Here is a 14,525-nt window from a genome sequence, read left to right as displayed (position 1 = left end):
CTCCGGCGGGCAGTTCCTTGCCCGCCGGAGTCACATCCCCGACACTCGGGACATGGGGCGAAGGACGCAGGCCCAGCGGGACGCGGCCACCGTGGAGATCGGTTTCGCGCTGTTCGTCGCGACCTGCGTCGCGGGAGCCGCCTTCATGGCCGTGACCGCACCGGTCCACTTCTTCGGCGTGTCATCGCCCTCGAAGAACACGCTGAACCGGGTCGGCCTGATCGTCGCGGCCGTCCTCTTCGTCGTGTCCGTGGTGACCATCCTCGTGCGCCACCGGCGGGCGACTCAGCCCAGCCACCCCGGCCGCACCAGGCCCGACTCGTAGGCCAGGACGACCAGTTGCGCGCGGTCCCGGGCGCCCAGCTTCACCATCGTGCGGCTGACGTGCGTCTTCGCGGTCAGCGGGCTGACCACCAGACGGCGTGCGATCTCCTCGTTCGACAGGCCGATGCCGACCAGCGCCATCACCTCCCGCTCCCGCTCGGTGAGTTCGCCCAGCGGCTCGGGGCCCGACGGCTCCTTGGAGCGGGCCGCGAACTCGGCGATGAGACGGCGCGTCACACCGGGCGAGAGCAGCGCGTCCCCGTCGACCACCGCGCGGACCGCGCGCAGCAGTTCCTCGGGCTCGGTGTCCTTGACCAGGAAGCCCGACGCGCCGGAGCGGATCGCCTCGAAGACGTACTCGTCCAGCTCGAAGGTGGTCAGCATGACCACCTTGACGTCGTTCAGATCCGGCTCGTCGGTGATCCTCCGCGTCGCGGCGAGCCCGTCGAGCAGCGGCATGCGGATGTCCATCAGGACGACGTCGGGGCGCAGTTCACGCACCAGGCGCACCGCCTCCTCGCCGTCGGCGGCCTCGCCCGCGACCTCGATGTCCCGCTGGGCGCCGAGCAGTGCCTTGAAGCCGGCCCGGACCAGCGACTGGTCGTCGGCGAGCAGTACGCGGATCACTGGTCCTCCTGAGGTGCCGTGCGGGTGGGCAGTACGGCGGTCACACGGAATCCCCCGTCCGGGCGCGGGCCCGCCTCGATCGTGCCATTGAGGGCGGCGGCGCGCTCCCGCATCCCGGCAAGACCGTTCCCGCTGCCGCCCGCGTCCGCGCCGGTGGCGGGGCCGTCGTCGTCCACGCGCAGGGTGAGCGCCGCGGCCTCGTGGCGCACGAGCACGCGCGCGTGCCTCGACCCGGAGTGCCGTACGACGTTGGTGAGGGCCTCCTGGACGATGCGGAAGGCAGCGAGGTCCACGCCGGGCGCCGGCTTCTTTCCGGCGCCCTGGGTGTCGACCTCGACGGTGAGCCCCGCGCCGGCCGCCTGCTGCACCAGCTCGGGCAGCCGGTCGAGCCCGGGGGCCGGGGCGCGGGGCGCGTCACCGGGCGTGCGCAGGGTGTCCAGGACCTGACGGACCTCCCCCAGGGCCTCCTTGCTCGCGGCCTTGATGGTGGTCAGGGCCGTGCGGGCCTGTTCGGGATCGGAGTCGAGCAGCGCCAGGCCGACGCCCGCCTGGACATTGATCACGGAGATGCTGTGCGCGAGGACGTCGTGCAGCTCGCGCGCCATGCGCAGGCGCTCCTCGTCGGCCCGCCGCTTGGCTGCCTGCGCGCGCTCGGCCCGCTCCTTCATCCACTGCTCGCGCCGTACGCGGGCCAGTTCGGACACGGCGATGATGGCGACGACCCAGACGGCGACGACGGTTTCCTCGCCCCACGTCCGGGCGTTGTCGCCGTCCGGCGGCAGCCATTGATAGAGCCAGTGCGCGACCAGCAGATGCCCCGCCCACAGCATGCCGACGGCGCCCCAGGCCGCGCGCCGATGCCCGGCGACGACCGCCGCGAAGCAGCCGACGGCGACGGTGATGAGGACCGGTCCGTACGCGTACCCGGCCCCGAGGTAGACGAGCGCGGTCCCGGCCGTGACGTACGCGACCGGGACCGGATGGCGGTGGCGCAGCAGGAGCGAGGCCGTGCCCGCGAGCAGGAGCAGCCGGGCGTAGAGGTCGAGGGGCTCGCGGTCGAGCTGGCCCTCGGCGGCGTACTTCGAGCCGACCTGCACGAACACGGTGATCGCCAGCGTCGTCAGCCACGGCAGCCTGCTGACGTTCCCCGACTCGTCGCGCTGGTTCCACCAGGGCGGCCCGTGCCGCCACATCGCCGGTCCGCTCCAGGGCAAGGGCGGACCGCCGCGCTTGTGTTCGCGCCGCTCATCCATGACGGCAACGCTAGACCGCTCGGTGCCCGGCGGTCGTCACCCGGCGGTGGCGATCACGCGTACTCCCGCTGGAGTACCTCGGGGGTCTTGCCACTCTCCACGCCTTCGTGCAGGCCGAGGCGCTGGTGCAGTCGGCGCAGCGGACCGGGCGCCCACCAGTTGCCGCGGCCCGCCAGCCGCATGGCCACGGCGAGCAGGACGACGCGGATGAGGGTGGCGTCCACGAGGATCGTCAGGGCGGTGCCCACGCCGAGTTCCTTGAGGAAGACGATGCCTCCGGTGGCGTACGTGCGGAACGAGAGCGCGAGAATCCCGGCCGCCGCGGTGATCAGCGGGGCGCTCTGCCGGATCCCGGTGGCCCCGCCCGCCGCGTGTCGCCGACTCGCTCGTACTCCTCCTTGATGCGCGCCAGCATGAACACCTCGTAGTCCATCGACAGGCCGCAGGCGACGCAGAACATCAGCACCGGGATGCTCGCTTCGAACTGCTGGGCCCGTTCCGGGCGTTGCGCGGCGGCGAAGAGGCGCCGCTCGGGCCGCCGAAGCAGGGCGGATACTGCGCCAGGACCCGGACCTCCTCTCGCCGCGGCCCGGGGCTCAGCCCTGGTCCACCAGCCCCACGCCGTGGGCGAGTTGAGTGGCCGCATAGGAGAAGAACGCCGAGCGGTCCTCGACGACGCGGTTGAACTGTCCGAACACCTCGAAGCCCACGAGCCCGAACAGCTGGGCCCACGCCGCGACCAACGCCGCGGCCACCGCGGGCGGCAGATCGGGCGCGAGGTCCGCCGCGATCCGCTCGGCCTCGGGACGCAGCCCGCCCGGCAGCGGCCGCGCGGCGACACCGCGCCCCTGGTGGGCGTCGCGCAGAATCCCGATGAGCAGCTGCCCGACACGGGCCGCGGCTTCGATCGTGGAGGAGGGCGCGCTGTAGCCGGGGACGGGCGAGCCGTAGATGAGGGCGTACTCATGGGGATGCGCGAGCGCCCAGGTCCGCACGGCCTCGCACACGGTCGTCCAGCGCCGTACGGGTTCGGCCGACGCGACCTCGGCATGCGCCTCCTCGGCAGCGGCGCCGAGGGAGTCGTAGGCGTCGATGATGAGCGCGGTCAGGAGGTCGTCGCGGCTGGGGAAGTAGCGGTAGAGGGCGGAGGACACCATGCCGAGCTCGCGGGCCACGGCGCGCAGCGAGAGCTTGGCGGCGCCGTCGGCCGCCAGCTGTCTGCGCGCCTCGTCCTTGATGGCGGCGGTGACTTCGACTCGGGCGCGGGCCCTGGCCCCGCTGGTAGCGCTACTCATACAGGCAGTGTGCCACGGGTTCGGAGCAGTGCGCTAAAACGAGAGCGGCGCACTGAAATGAGAGCGGGCGACACTTTCGAGATCACCGCTCTTGAAATGAAGCGCCGCTCTCGTGCACACTGCTCTTAAGCGAGAGCAGTGCTCTCGGAAGCCCTCCCGACTCTGGCGGTCACCATGTCCTCGTCCTCCCCCTCGGCGTCCTCCTCCCCCACCCCCTACTACCTCAAGGGCAGCCCACTGGCCGTCCGGCTCAACAGCGTGATCGGCTGGCTGGCGCGGCGCGGCATCAGCCTGATGGGGTCGGCCGAACTCTCCGTGCGCGGCCGCAAGAGCGGGCAGATGCAGCGCATCCCGGTCAACCCGTTCACGTACGAAGGGGCCCAGTACCTGGTCTCGGCCCGTGGGCACTCGCAGTGGGTGCGCAACATGCGCGTGGCGGGCGGCGGCGAGCTGCGGGTGGGGCGCAAGGTCCGCGCGTTCACGGTCGAGGAGGTGGCGGACGCCGAGAAGCTGCCGGTGCTGCGCGGCTATCTGGAGAAGTGGGGCTGGGAGGTCAACCAGTACTTCAAGGGCGTGACCGCCAAGTCCACCGACGCGGAGATCGAGGCGGCCGCGAGCGACCACCCCGTCTTCCGCGTCACCGTCACCAAGTGAGGCCGCGGACCGCGGGCCGCCCGCGGGCGGATCCCTACCGGTCGACCCTGCTCAGCGCCCGCCCTGCCATCGGGTGGTTGCGCACCAGCTCGCCGAGCGTGGTCGAGCCCCGGGTGATCCTCGCGAACGCGTTCCACGCGGGCCGGAACCCGGTGATCGCCGCGTGCAGCGCGCCCGGACGGCGCTCGAAGAGGGTGAGCATGCGCCGCCCGACGCTCATCTCGACGCCGAGGCCGGCCTTGATCGCGAAGGCGTAGTTCAGGGCCTGGCGGCGGGCGTCGACCGCGTCGTGCGCCTCGCCGATCCGTACCGCCCACTCCCCCGCGAGGCGCCCCGAGCGCAGCGCGAAGGAGATGCCTTCGCGGGTCCACGGCTCGAGCAGCCCCGCCGCGTCACCGCACACCAGGACCCGGCCGCGCGAGAGCGGCGAGTCGTCGCTGCGGCAGCGCGTCAGATGGCCGGAGGAGATGCTCGGCTCGAAGCCCGCGAGCCCCAGGCGGGCGATGAAGTCCTCCAAGTACCGCTTGGTGGCCGAGCCTTCGCCGCGCGCGGAGATGACCCCGACGGTGAGGGTGTCGCCCTTGGGGAACACCCATCCGTAACTGCCGGGCATCGGACCCCAGTCGATGAGCACCCGGCCCGCCCAGTCCTCGGCGACGCTCTGCGGCACCGGGATCTCGGCCTCCAGACCGAGATCCACCTGGTCGAGCTTCACGCCGACATGTGCTCCTATGCGGCTCGCACTGCCATCGGCACCGACGACCGCGCGGGCCAGCACCGTCTCGCCGCCCTGAAGGACCACGGCGACCGTGCGCCGGTCGGGCACGACCGAGCCGTGCTGCTCCACGCGCGCGACGGTGACGCCGGTGCGCAGCTCGGCGCCCGCCTTCTGCGCGTGCTCGACCAGCTGCTGGTCGAACTCGGGGCGGTTGATGAGCCCGAAGAGCATCTGCTTCGAGCGGCGGGTGCGGGCGAACTTGCCGTCCAGGGAGAACGTCACCGCGTGCACCCGGTCCCTGAAGGGCAGTTCGAACCCGGGCGGGAGCGCGTCACGCGAGGGACCGATGATGCCGCCGCCACACGTCTTGTACCGGGGCAGTTCGGCTTTCTCCAGGACGAGGACGCTGCGTCCCGCGACGGCTGCCGCATAGGCCGCCGACGCCCCGGCGGGCCCTGCTCCCACCACGACGACGTCCCACACGTATTGAGCGTCGTCCGCTGAGTTCTCGCTGCTCACGTTGGTCTACCGCTCCCGATCCAGCTGTTGGCCGCGCTTTCCAAGGCATCCTACGGCGGGCACTCCCGGCACCCGCCTGTGGGAGGATCACAACACCCACATACGTACAACGTCGCACCTACGAGGAGCGTGCCCATGTCGCCGAATCCGATCGCCGAGACCGTCGCCTCACTCATGCCGAAGGCGAAGGCGGAGCTCACCGAACTGGTGGCCTTCAAGTCGGTGGCGGACTTCGATCAGTTCCCCCGGAGCGAGAGCGAGGCCGCCGCCAACTGGGTGGCCGACGCGCTGCGCGCCGAGGGGTTCCAGGACGTGGCGCTGCTCGACACCCCGGACGGCACCCAGTCGGTGTACGGAATGCTGCCGGGCCCCGAGGGCGCTCCCACGGTGCTGCTGTACGCGCACTACGACGTGCAGCCGCCGCTCGACGAGGCGGCGTGGACCACCCCGCCGTTCGAGCTCACGGAGCGCGAAGGACGCTGGTACGGACGCGGCAGCGCCGACTGCAAGGGCGGCGTCCTGATGCACCTGCTCGCGCTGCGCGCCCTGAAGGCCAACGGCGGTGTCCCGGTGACCGTCAAGGTGATCGCCGAGGGCTCCGAGGAGCAGGGCACGGGTGGCCTGGAGCGGTACGCCGAGGCGCACCCCGACCTGCTGGTGGCCGACACCATCGTCATCGGCGACGCGGGCAACTTCCGCGTCGGCCTGCCGACGGTCACCACGACCCTGCGCGGCATGACCCTCGTACGCGTCCGCATCGACACCCTTGAGGGCAATCTGCACTCGGGCCAGTTCGGCGGCGCCGCCCCCGACGCGCTCGCGGCGCTGGTGCGGGTGCTCGACTCGCTGCGCGCGGAGGACGGCTCGACGACGGTCGACGGGCTCACGGGCGACGAGGTGTGGGACGGGCTTCAGTACGAAGAGGCCGCCTTCCGCAAGGACGCCAAGGTGCTCGACGGTGTGCGTCTGGTCGGCACGGGCACGGTCGCCGACCGCATCTGGGTGCGTCCCGCGGTCACGGTCATCGGCATCGACTGCCCGCCCGTGGTCGGCGCGACGCCGTCCGTGCAGGCGGCCGCGCGGGCGCTGATCAGCCTGCGGGTGCCGCCGGGCGTGGACGCGGCCGAGGCCACCAAGCTGCTGCAGGCGCACGTGGAGGCGCACACGCCGTGGGGCGCTCAGGTGTCCACCGAGCAGATCGGGCAGGGCCAGGCGTTCCGCGCGGACACCACCAGCCCGGCGTACGCGGCGATGGCGGAGGCGATGGGCGAGGCCTACCCCGGCGAGGAGATGCAGTACGCGGGGCAGGGCGGCTCGATCCCGCTGTGCAACACCCTGGCCTCGCTCTACCCGCAGGCGGAGATCCTGCTGATCGGCCTGAGCGAGCCCGAGGCGCAGATCCACGCGGTCGACGAGAGCGTGTCGCCGCAGGAGCTGGAGCGGCTGTCGGTGGCGGAGGCGCTGTTCCTGCAGAAGTACGCGGCGAGCTGAGCCCCCGAGGCTTCTTCCGCGGGGCTGTGGGCAGGGGGAGTTCCTCTGCCCACAGCTCTGCCCACCGGCGAGGCGTCGTCCGTGCCGCGGGCCGCCGTCGACGGGTACGGCGTGGACCGACCCGCCGTTCAGAGGCGGCCGACGGTCACTGAGGAGGGCCGACGGGGACTCCCGCCTCCAGGTACAGGGGGACCCCGCGCTCGCGTGCGCGCAGGGCCCAGCGCAGCCGTTCGTAGCGCACGGCGGGCAGCAGCCGGGCCGCCTCGTCCTCGGTGACGAAGCGGCAGTCGCGGAGTTCGGGGCCCGGCAGGAGCATCTGCCGGGCCTCACCGCTGTCGAGGCTGCCGCCGTCGAAGAGGAAGCGCATCCCTCCGTAGCCCGGCGGTGTGGGCGGTTCCCAGTCGACGACCAGGAGCCGCGGGGCGTGGGCGAGTTGGATGCCGGTCTCCTCGGCCACCTCGCGCATGCCCGCGCGCGCGGGCGCCTCGCCCGGTTCGACGACGCCGCCGGGGAACTCCCAACCGGCCTTGTACGTCGGGTCGACCAGCAGCACCCGGTCCCGCTCGTCGAAGAGCAGCACGCCGGCCGCGAGCGTCTCCGCGGTGGGCTCCGGGGTCTGCACGATGTCGCAGACGGACGCGGCCCCGCTGCGTACGGCGTCGGCGATGCGCTCGGCGGTCTCGCAGGGCGTGAGCGCGCCGGAGTCGATGCGCAGGGCGTCGGCGCCGAGCCAGCCCGCCAGCGCGGCGCGGTAGGGCTCGATGTGGTCGAACGACCACTGCCGCACGCGCAGCTCGCCGTCCGGCAGTTCCGGGACGGGACGGGCGGTGATGCGTTGGCGCAGGATCGTTTCATCCGGGGCCAGGACGACATGGCGTACGGCGATTCTGCGCGAGGCGAGCCCGCCGAAGATCTCGTCGCGGTAGTCCTGCCGCAGCAGGGTCATGGGCACCACGAGGACGCCACCGACCTCGGCGAGCAGCGCCGCCGCCGTGTCCACGACGAGCCGCCGCCAGATCGACAGATCCTGGAAGTCGCTCACCTCGGCGAGGCACTTGGGCGGCAGCAGGTCGGGCAGTCCGCCGCCGATGACCTCGGGGTCGAAGAGTGTGCTGTTCGGGATCAGCTCGATCAGTTCCCGTGCGGCGCTGGTCTTGCCCGCACCGAACGCGCCGTTGATCCAGACGATCACGGTTCCCCCTCTTCTGTTGGCCCCCTGTGGCTTGCCCGCAACACCCTGCCACGGAAACCAGGCCCTGATGAGGCGGCCCTCCCCCAGGCCGAAAGGCGCCCCAACATGTCAAGGGATTCGCGCTCGCTTCACCCCATCGGGTGGCAGTCGCGCTGCATGAATCGTTCCCTCACCACAGGCCGGGCCCTCCCCCGCTAGCGTGATCCGCCAGGCGCCCCAGCCCCTGGTGACCTCCTGAATCCGGCTCTTTCGACGCACCCCGCTGCCGCGAGGACCCGGCCGTCGTCGACACTGGGGGGACACGTGCAACTCCGTGCACTGAACGAATTCGCCTTCGAGGACTCCGACCAGCAGCCGCGCGTGTACGGCCACAACGGCGCTGTCGTCATCGAACTGCACGGTGAGATCGACCTGTTGGCCTACCAGCGGATGGGCCCGCTGCTGGACCCGATCACCGGTGGGACCGCCAGCACCGTGGTCATCGACCTGACGCGGACCACGTTCTTCGACTGCTCCGGCGTCGCCCTGCTGGTCCGCGCACACCGTCGTACGGCGGCGAGAGGCGCCCGTCTCTCCGTGATCTGCACCCACCGCCTGACGCTGCGCATCCTGCGCCTGACGGGCCTCACTCCCATGCTGTCGCCCGTTCCCACCCTGGAGAAGGCACTGGAGCAGGAATGAGCCCGCGACAGGGGTGAGCCCACGACAGGGGTGGCGAACTCCCGGCCGGGGTGGCGCGGGAGCGCTGCGGGGTCCGGGCAGCTCCTCCCAGCTTGCCCTGCCGACGCTGTTACCGGCAGTAGGCGCGCACGATGCATATATGCATTCCGTTCACACCCCGTGTGAACCGGGTGCGGCCCTGCGGCACTCAGCGCAGTACGGCCGCCAGCAGATCGGCGCCCAGCGCCGTCAGATCGGGCAGCTTGAGGGTGTAGCGGACGTAGCGGCCCTCCCGCCGGGCCGTGAGCAGACCCGCGCCGCGCAGGACGGCGAGGTGGCGGGAGACCTCCGGGGCCGAAAGTTCCCAGGCGTGCGCCAGCTCGCCCGTGGTGTGCGAACCGCGGGCCAGGGTGCGCAGCAGCCGCAGCCGTACCGGATGCGCGAGTGCCTCGAGGCGCAGGGTGACCGTCTCCAGCGACACCGGCTCCGAGGGACCCGGCTCGGCCACGGGGTACTGCACCACCGGCTGCCACCCCGGCGAATGGACCGCCACCAGGTGCGGGCGGCCGAAGACGCTGGGGATGAAGGTGACCCCGATGCCGCGGGCGGCGGTCGACTTGTCCTGCAGCTTGTCCACGATGACGCAGTCGCCGTCCGGTGCCAGGGTGACGGCGTCGGAGACCGATGCCAGTGCCGATCCGATGCCCTGACGCTGCAACAAGTCGTTCTTCAGGCGCAGATCGGTGGCCAACCGCTCGGCGACATCGGCCCACGCGGCATCGAAGAAGGCCTCGGCGCACTGTTCGAGGGTGTGGCGCACCCGCGCCCGTACGGCGGCCGGGTCCGCGAGCAGCCGTTCCGCGAAGGCCTCCTGCCGCGGGCCACGGGCCTGGGCCAGGTCCAGCGCACGCTCGCGGGCGGTCGCGTCGGTCAGCGGCGAGGACGCGGCGAAACGGGCCCGGTTGCTGCCACACGTGGTGACCAGCGCGGCGGTCACATACGCCTCGTCGCCGATCCGGTCCACGTCGTCCAACTCCTCGGCAAGAGTGGGCCGGGGCCGGGCGGGGATCAGGAAGTCGGCCTGTGAGGAACGCCAGAGGAACTCCGCCTCCCGCAACCGCTCGGCCAGCTCGGGCCGCAGTCCGGACCAGACGTCACCCGCCCAGTCGGCGTACCGCGGATGATGCCCGGGTTCGGCCAGCACGTGCAGCATCGCGGTCAGCTCGGCCAGCGGGGACGCGGCGAACCGCAGGCGCTCGGACGGCAGACCGCTGATGTCGATCCTCAACGTCATCCCCGCATCATCACCGACCGGATGACCGGCGCCGACGCCGATTGACGGGGTTCGTCAACCGACGTGGCCGATCCGGCGGCCGACCCCACCGTGGGCGCCATGCCCACCACCACCAAGATCGAGCCCCGCGCCCTCCTCCACGCCTCCGGAGGCCCGCGCTATGCCGTCGCCATAGCCGTGGACGCCCTCGGCACCGGCCTGCTGCGCCCGTTCCTGCTGCTCTACGGCGTGACGGTGCTGCGGCTTTCCGCGCCGGCCACCGGCGTCGCCATGACCGTCGGCATCGTCGTGGGTCTGGTGTGCATGCCCGCGGTGGGCCGATGGCTCGACCGGGGCGCGCGCAGCACGGTGGTGGCGGCGTCGATGCTGGTGCGGTTCCTCGGCGTGGCGCTGCTGCTCGCCACTCCTGCGGGACACGTCGGGCTGTTCGCGGCGGCGGCGCTGTTCCTCGGCATCGGCAACCAGGCATGGCCGGCCGCCCACGCGGCGCTCGTGGCCACGCTCGCCCACGGCCGGGAACGCGACACCGCGCTCGCGGCAGGCCGCGCCCTGCGCAACGCAGGCATGGGCGTGGGCGCGCTCCTGGCCACCGCTTGCCTGGCGGGCGGCACCACCGCACTGCAGGCGCTGGCAGCGGTCACCGGGGTCGCGTATCTCACGGCGGCGGCGCTGGCGTGGTCGGTGCGCCTGCGGGCGGACCCGACCGCCGCCGCGGCTGCCGCGGCCGGGGTGGCGGCTCCGACCGCCCCGGCCAAGAAGGGGGACAGCGGGCCCGCACCCCGGATGCGCACGCTGCTCGCCGCCAACGTGGTCTACGTCTTCTGCCTCAACGTCCCCGAAATCGCGCTCCCGCTGGTCCTGGTGACCCAGTTGCACGCGTCCCCGGTGTGGTCGGCGGCCATCTTCGTGGCCAACACGGTGCTGGTGGTCACCTTGCAGGTGCCGGTCACCGTCCTGCTGTCCCGCTTCTCCCGGCAGACCGTGCTGGCGCTGGCCGGCGTGGTGCTCGCCGTGTCCTATCTCGGCTTCCTCGCGGCCACCTCCCTGGGACACGGCTGGGGCGCCCCGGCCGTCGCCGCGGTGTCCGTCGTCTGCACGATCGGCGAGATCATCTACGCCGGCAGCGCCACCGCGCTCGTCACCGCTCTCGCCCCGGCCCCTGTCCTGGGGCGTACGCTCGCCCGCTTCGAACTCTCCACGGGCTTCGGCCTGGCCGTCTCCCCCACGGTCATCACCGCTCTCGCACCTCACGGCCCGACCGCGCTCTGGGGCAGCCTCGCCGCCGCGACGCTCCTGTCCACGGGCGCCGTGGCACCTCAGTTCCTTGTACGCCCGCTCCGTGGCTCCGTCGCGGCCCGGGCGGCGCGCGCCCGGTTGGGCCACCGGGTTCGGGTGTAGGCGTGGAAGTGATCGCCGGTGTGGTTCTGTTCAAGGGTGCAGTGAAGGACATCACCGGGGCTCTCGTCCCAGCACAGGCCGGGAATGTCACGCGCGTACTTCGGGGCTTTCATGCGGAGTGCTCCGTCTGCTGGAGATGATCGGTGGCCACGCCCCGACGATCTCAATCCCACTCGCCGGTGCGGGACATGACGGCCCGTGTCACGGAGCGGATCATGCGGACGGTCTCCGGTTCCACCGTGCGGGCTAATTCGGGCTCTTCACCACCGCCCGCTCAAGTCTCCGCGCCGCCATGAGCCGGGTGACGCCATCCCCCTCCCCATCCCCATCCCACCCCGCACGCTCGCCGTATCGCCCGGCTCTGACCCCTCGCCCAGGACCGTTGTGGTCGGCGCCTTCGCGGACGGCCGAGGGGGTCGCTTGCAGCCGGGTGCCCGCCGGGCCTCAGGGCCGCTTCCCCGGCAGCGCGGCCGCCACCACCAGCATGCGGCGGTACTCCCCAGGCTGGTGCGGCTCGCCCACCGGGACGCCGTCCACCTCCACCCAGGCATGCGCGCGGAACGGCTCCGTGCGCACCCCTGTGCACCAGTCCGGCCAGGCACCGCTCATCCGGCACAGCAGGGCGGTGGCCACGGAGCGCTGGAGGCAGCCCTCCCCGGCGCACCGCACGCTGACCGCGACGACCGCCTCGCGGGCGGCGAGCGCCTGCCGGGCGGTGGCGGGGGCGGCCCCGCGCCGGATCACCGAAAGGACGCGGCGGATGCGCCGCGGCTTGCACGCGACGATCAGCCGGGCGGCGGCCGTGGCGAGGAGGGCGGCGGGACGGCTGCGCAGGGGCAGGCGGCCGCGGGCGGCGGGCACCATCGACTGGCTCATACGGGCACCACCAGCCGGGCCCCGATCAGCGCGCGCGTGATCGAGGCCGCGTCGGCGTCGGCGCGCTCGGCGGTGAGCCGGGGGTAGGCGGCGCACAACGCGCGGGCCGCGTCCGGTGGTTCGGCTCCGTCGAGGAGACCGCGCAGGACGAGTGCCGCGGTGCGGTTGAGCTGGAAGTACCGGCCGGTGACTTCGTCCAGGAGCACCATGCCGTCCGCTGTGTCCGTCGCGCAGACGTCGGGTCGCAGGGTCAGACTCACGATGCTCCTTCGTTGATCACGGTTCTCCTTGGTCCATCACGGTGTTCGGCCGGGCGGGCGCGCCCGGGGCGGGCGCGGAGCCAGATCTCGCTGCCCAGGCTGGAGCTGAGGGAGCGCAGCCCCTCCGGCGTCGGGTGCACGCCGAGCAGGGACGCGCGGACCGTCTCGTCGTCGATCAGCCCGGCCCGGGCCAGCATCGAGCCGTCGAACTGCTCGACCAGGGCCGCGCGGTTGTGGCGCAGACCCACGTGGAAGTCCGTGCAGTACTCGCCCTTGGTGCTCCGCCGCAGGACGTCGTCGGGCACGATGCCGCGCACCGCCTCGGCGAGCACCGGCTTGTACCGGCCTGGCGTGCTGCGCTCCTCCACGCGGATGGCCAGGGCCGCCTCGATCACCTGATCGTCGAGGTAGGGCGCGGCCTGCCCGAGGCCGCTGCGCGAGGTCACCTGGTCCAGCTGCCGCAGGCCGCGCCCACCGGTCCGTACACACGCGAGTGCCGTGTGCTGTCCCCGCCGGGCCGCGAGCGGCTCGGCGCTCTCGGCGGCTTCGCGGAGCAGGCTCTGCACGGCCAGGGCCGCGTCCCGCGTCGCCCACGGCGGCATGCGCAGGTCCATCCCCCACGCCGTCGAGGGGGCCCGGCGGACCAGGGCGGCCGAGGCCGGCTCGGCGGCGGTGAGGCCCCGCGCCCACGCGGACAGCCACTGGCCGTACGTCCTGCCGTCCGCGAGCTGCCGCAGCAGTGGCCCCAGCGGCCAGTGCTGGGAGGCGCGTTGGGTTCGGATGCGGGCGTACGCCGCCAGCGGATGACGTCGTACGTAGTCGTGCAGGTGGGGCGGAAATGTACTGAACAGCTCGTCCGCGCCGCCGCCCATCAGGTGCAGGCGAGACCCCCGGTCGGTCATCAGGCGGCAGAGCGAGGCGATCCTGGCGCCGTCGCGCACCCACGGTCCCGGCTCGTCGGTGGGTACGGCGTCCTCGGTGAGTGCCGTCAAGTCGCTGTACCAATGCGGCCATTGGTCGCGGGCGGGCGTGACGTGCTCGCTGTCGGGAAGGTGGGTGGCGGCGCGCTCGGCCCAGGCCGCGTCGTCGTTCTGCGGGTCCAGGCTCTGCCAGCGCATCGTCACCAGCTTCGCTCCGGGCGGCCGGCTCCGCTCCTGCTCCCGGGCGGCCAGGAAGCACAGGCTGGTGGAGTCCATGCCGCCGGACATGTCCGCGCTCACGGTGCCCCCGCCGGCCGTGCAGGCGCCCACCGCCGCGGTCAACGCCGCCCGCACCGCGGGTACTCCCTCCTGCCACGCGCGCTGCGGCTCCGGCGGGGTCCACCACCGCCGGGTGCGGGCCCGCCCGTCCGCGTCGAGCAGCAGGCAGTCGAAGGACGGCAGGGCTCGCACGCCCTGCCACACGCAGTGGTCGTCCAGCGGATACGGAAGCGGCGAGCCGAGCAAGTGGGCGGCCAGGACCCGTTCGTCGGGGCCCGCTCCGGTCACGGCGGCGAGCCGGTCCGACCGGTCGGCGGCCACGGACACTCCGCCAAGACGCGTGTGAAAGAGCCGCCGCACCCCGGACGCGCTCCCTCTGGCCCGGACCGAACCGTCGACGGAGGCGAGGAGGTGGAAACTCCCGGTCAGGCCCTGGGCGATCCGCTCCACGTCCCCCAGGTCCCGCAGCCGTCCCGCCCGCGCGGACAGCGCATCGGCGGTGACCGGGCAGCGCCCGATCACCGCGACGCGCCGCGCCCCTGCCACGCCCACCGTCACCAGACCGTCCGGCCAACTGCCCAGCAGCCAGGGCCGACCGGAGTGGTGCGCGACGGACGCGGTGGCCCAGGGACGCAGGAGCCGCGCCGCGGCCACGCCGGATTCACCGTCCGGGAGGATCGTGAACCACACGTCACCGCTCATGGCACGTATCACCCATCATGTGCTGTTCATGTGCTGTCGAGTTCGGGATCAGTTGGGCCGCGG

Annotated in this window: 16 protein-coding genes; 5 read left to right on the top strand and 11 right to left on the bottom strand. The window is 72.7% G+C overall.

From position 1 onward, the window contains the following. Window positions 1-52 precede the first annotated feature (52 nt). The gene (locus ACZ6ZP_RS11935; RefSeq protein ID WP_351157831.1) at window positions 53-325 is read left to right on the top strand and encodes a DUF6332 family protein; all 273 of its coding nucleotides are present in this window, start codon (window positions 53-55) and stop codon (window positions 323-325) included. On the opposite strand, the gene ACZ6ZP_RS11930 is transcribed toward ACZ6ZP_RS11935, so the two are convergent. The 5 genes from ACZ6ZP_RS11930 to ACZ6ZP_RS11910 all read right to left on the bottom strand — a co-directional run bounded on the left by ACZ6ZP_RS11930 (window position 286) and on the right by ACZ6ZP_RS11910 (window position 3,499). Continuing rightward, window positions 286-951, bottom strand: coding sequence for a response regulator transcription factor (locus ACZ6ZP_RS11930; protein WP_351157834.1), 666 nt, complete (start codon window positions 949-951; stop codon window positions 286-288). The genes ACZ6ZP_RS11935 and ACZ6ZP_RS11930 overlap by 40 nt on opposite strands. After that, the gene (locus tag ACZ6ZP_RS11925) at window positions 948-2,204 is read right to left on the bottom strand and encodes a sensor histidine kinase (protein ID WP_366463028.1); all 1,257 of its coding nucleotides are present in this window, start codon (window positions 2,202-2,204) and stop codon (window positions 948-950) included. Before ACZ6ZP_RS11925 ends, ACZ6ZP_RS11930 begins: the two co-directional genes overlap by 4 nt. A 53-nt stretch (window positions 2,205-2,257) precedes the next feature. Then, window positions 2,258-2,452, bottom strand: coding sequence for a hypothetical protein (locus ACZ6ZP_RS11920; protein ID WP_469406601.1), 195 nt, complete (start codon window positions 2,450-2,452; stop codon window positions 2,258-2,260). An 80-nt stretch (window positions 2,453-2,532) separates the two neighbouring features. Further along, window positions 2,533-2,670 (bottom strand): hypothetical protein, encoded by a 138-nt coding sequence (locus ACZ6ZP_RS11915; RefSeq protein ID WP_469406600.1) that lies wholly within the window; start codon window positions 2,668-2,670, stop codon window positions 2,533-2,535. A gap of 130 nt (window positions 2,671-2,800) precedes the next feature. Further along, window positions 2,801-3,499: a TetR/AcrR family transcriptional regulator gene (locus tag ACZ6ZP_RS11910; protein ID WP_351157844.1), complete on the bottom strand. Its 699-nt coding sequence runs from the start codon at window positions 3,497-3,499 to the stop codon at window positions 2,801-2,803. Window positions 3,500-3,673: 174 nt separating this feature from the next. Here ACZ6ZP_RS11910 and ACZ6ZP_RS11905 point away from each other — a divergent pair, with 174 nt between their 5' ends. Further along, window positions 3,674-4,153, top strand: coding sequence for a nitroreductase family deazaflavin-dependent oxidoreductase (locus ACZ6ZP_RS11905; RefSeq protein ID WP_361471194.1), 480 nt, complete (start codon window positions 3,674-3,676; stop codon window positions 4,151-4,153). Window positions 4,154-4,187: 34 nt separating this feature from the next. On the opposite strand, the gene ACZ6ZP_RS11900 is transcribed toward ACZ6ZP_RS11905, so the two are convergent. Beyond that, on the bottom strand, window positions 4,188-5,390 hold the full coding sequence (locus ACZ6ZP_RS11900; protein WP_351157848.1) for a geranylgeranyl reductase family protein: 1,203 nt from the start codon (window positions 5,388-5,390) through the stop codon (window positions 4,188-4,190). A gap of 135 nt (window positions 5,391-5,525) precedes the next feature. Here ACZ6ZP_RS11900 and ACZ6ZP_RS11895 point away from each other — a divergent pair, with 135 nt between their 5' ends. After that, complete coding sequence (locus ACZ6ZP_RS11895) at window positions 5,526-6,881, top strand: dipeptidase (protein ID WP_351157850.1); 1,356 nt, start codon at window positions 5,526-5,528, stop codon at window positions 6,879-6,881. A 145-nt stretch (window positions 6,882-7,026) separates the two neighbouring features. Here the strand turns inward: ACZ6ZP_RS11895 and ACZ6ZP_RS11890 are convergent, their stop codons facing one another. Next, window positions 7,027-8,073 carry an NUDIX hydrolase gene (locus ACZ6ZP_RS11890; protein WP_351157852.1) on the bottom strand — a complete coding sequence of 349 codons (1,047 nt, stop codon included), beginning with the start codon at window positions 8,071-8,073 and terminating at the stop codon, window positions 7,027-7,029. Between the two features lie 303 nt (window positions 8,074-8,376). Between ACZ6ZP_RS11890 and ACZ6ZP_RS11885 the strand changes: the two genes are divergently transcribed. Then, window positions 8,377-8,754, top strand: coding sequence for an STAS domain-containing protein (locus ACZ6ZP_RS11885; RefSeq protein WP_383826241.1), 378 nt, complete (start codon window positions 8,377-8,379; stop codon window positions 8,752-8,754). A 187-nt stretch (window positions 8,755-8,941) separates the two neighbouring features. Here the strand turns inward: ACZ6ZP_RS11885 and ACZ6ZP_RS11880 are convergent, their stop codons facing one another. Next, on the bottom strand, window positions 8,942-10,027 hold the full coding sequence (locus tag ACZ6ZP_RS11880) for a DUF5937 family protein (protein WP_469406598.1): 1,086 nt from the start codon (window positions 10,025-10,027) through the stop codon (window positions 8,942-8,944). Between the two features lie 99 nt (window positions 10,028-10,126). Here ACZ6ZP_RS11880 and ACZ6ZP_RS11875 point away from each other — a divergent pair, with 99 nt between their 5' ends. Continuing rightward, a complete protein-coding gene (locus ACZ6ZP_RS11875; protein WP_469406597.1) occupies window positions 10,127-11,425 on the top strand; it encodes an MFS transporter in 1,299 nt (432 codons plus the stop codon). Between the two features lie 444 nt (window positions 11,426-11,869). Here the strand turns inward: ACZ6ZP_RS11875 and ACZ6ZP_RS11870 are convergent, their stop codons facing one another. From ACZ6ZP_RS11870 to ACZ6ZP_RS11860, 3 genes are read right to left on the bottom strand one after another with little or no spacing between them, the layout of a single operon-like run. Further along, on the bottom strand, window positions 11,870-12,301 hold the full coding sequence (locus ACZ6ZP_RS11870) for a lasso peptide biosynthesis B2 protein (RefSeq protein ID WP_469406595.1): 432 nt from the start codon (window positions 12,299-12,301) through the stop codon (window positions 11,870-11,872). Beyond that, the gene (locus ACZ6ZP_RS11865) at window positions 12,298-12,561 is read right to left on the bottom strand and encodes a lasso peptide biosynthesis PqqD family chaperone (protein ID WP_351157864.1); all 264 of its coding nucleotides are present in this window, start codon (window positions 12,559-12,561) and stop codon (window positions 12,298-12,300) included. Before ACZ6ZP_RS11865 ends, ACZ6ZP_RS11870 begins: the two co-directional genes overlap by 4 nt. Continuing rightward, on the bottom strand, window positions 12,558-14,462 hold the full coding sequence (locus ACZ6ZP_RS11860; protein WP_469406593.1) for an asparagine synthase-related protein: 1,905 nt from the start codon (window positions 14,460-14,462) through the stop codon (window positions 12,558-12,560). Before ACZ6ZP_RS11860 ends, ACZ6ZP_RS11865 begins: the two co-directional genes overlap by 4 nt. Window positions 14,463-14,525: the final 63 nt, after the last annotated feature.

This window comes from Streptomyces sp. NPDC054047 (genome assembly GCF_055585065.1).
This window is presented reverse-complemented; position numbering and strand designations above follow the sequence as displayed.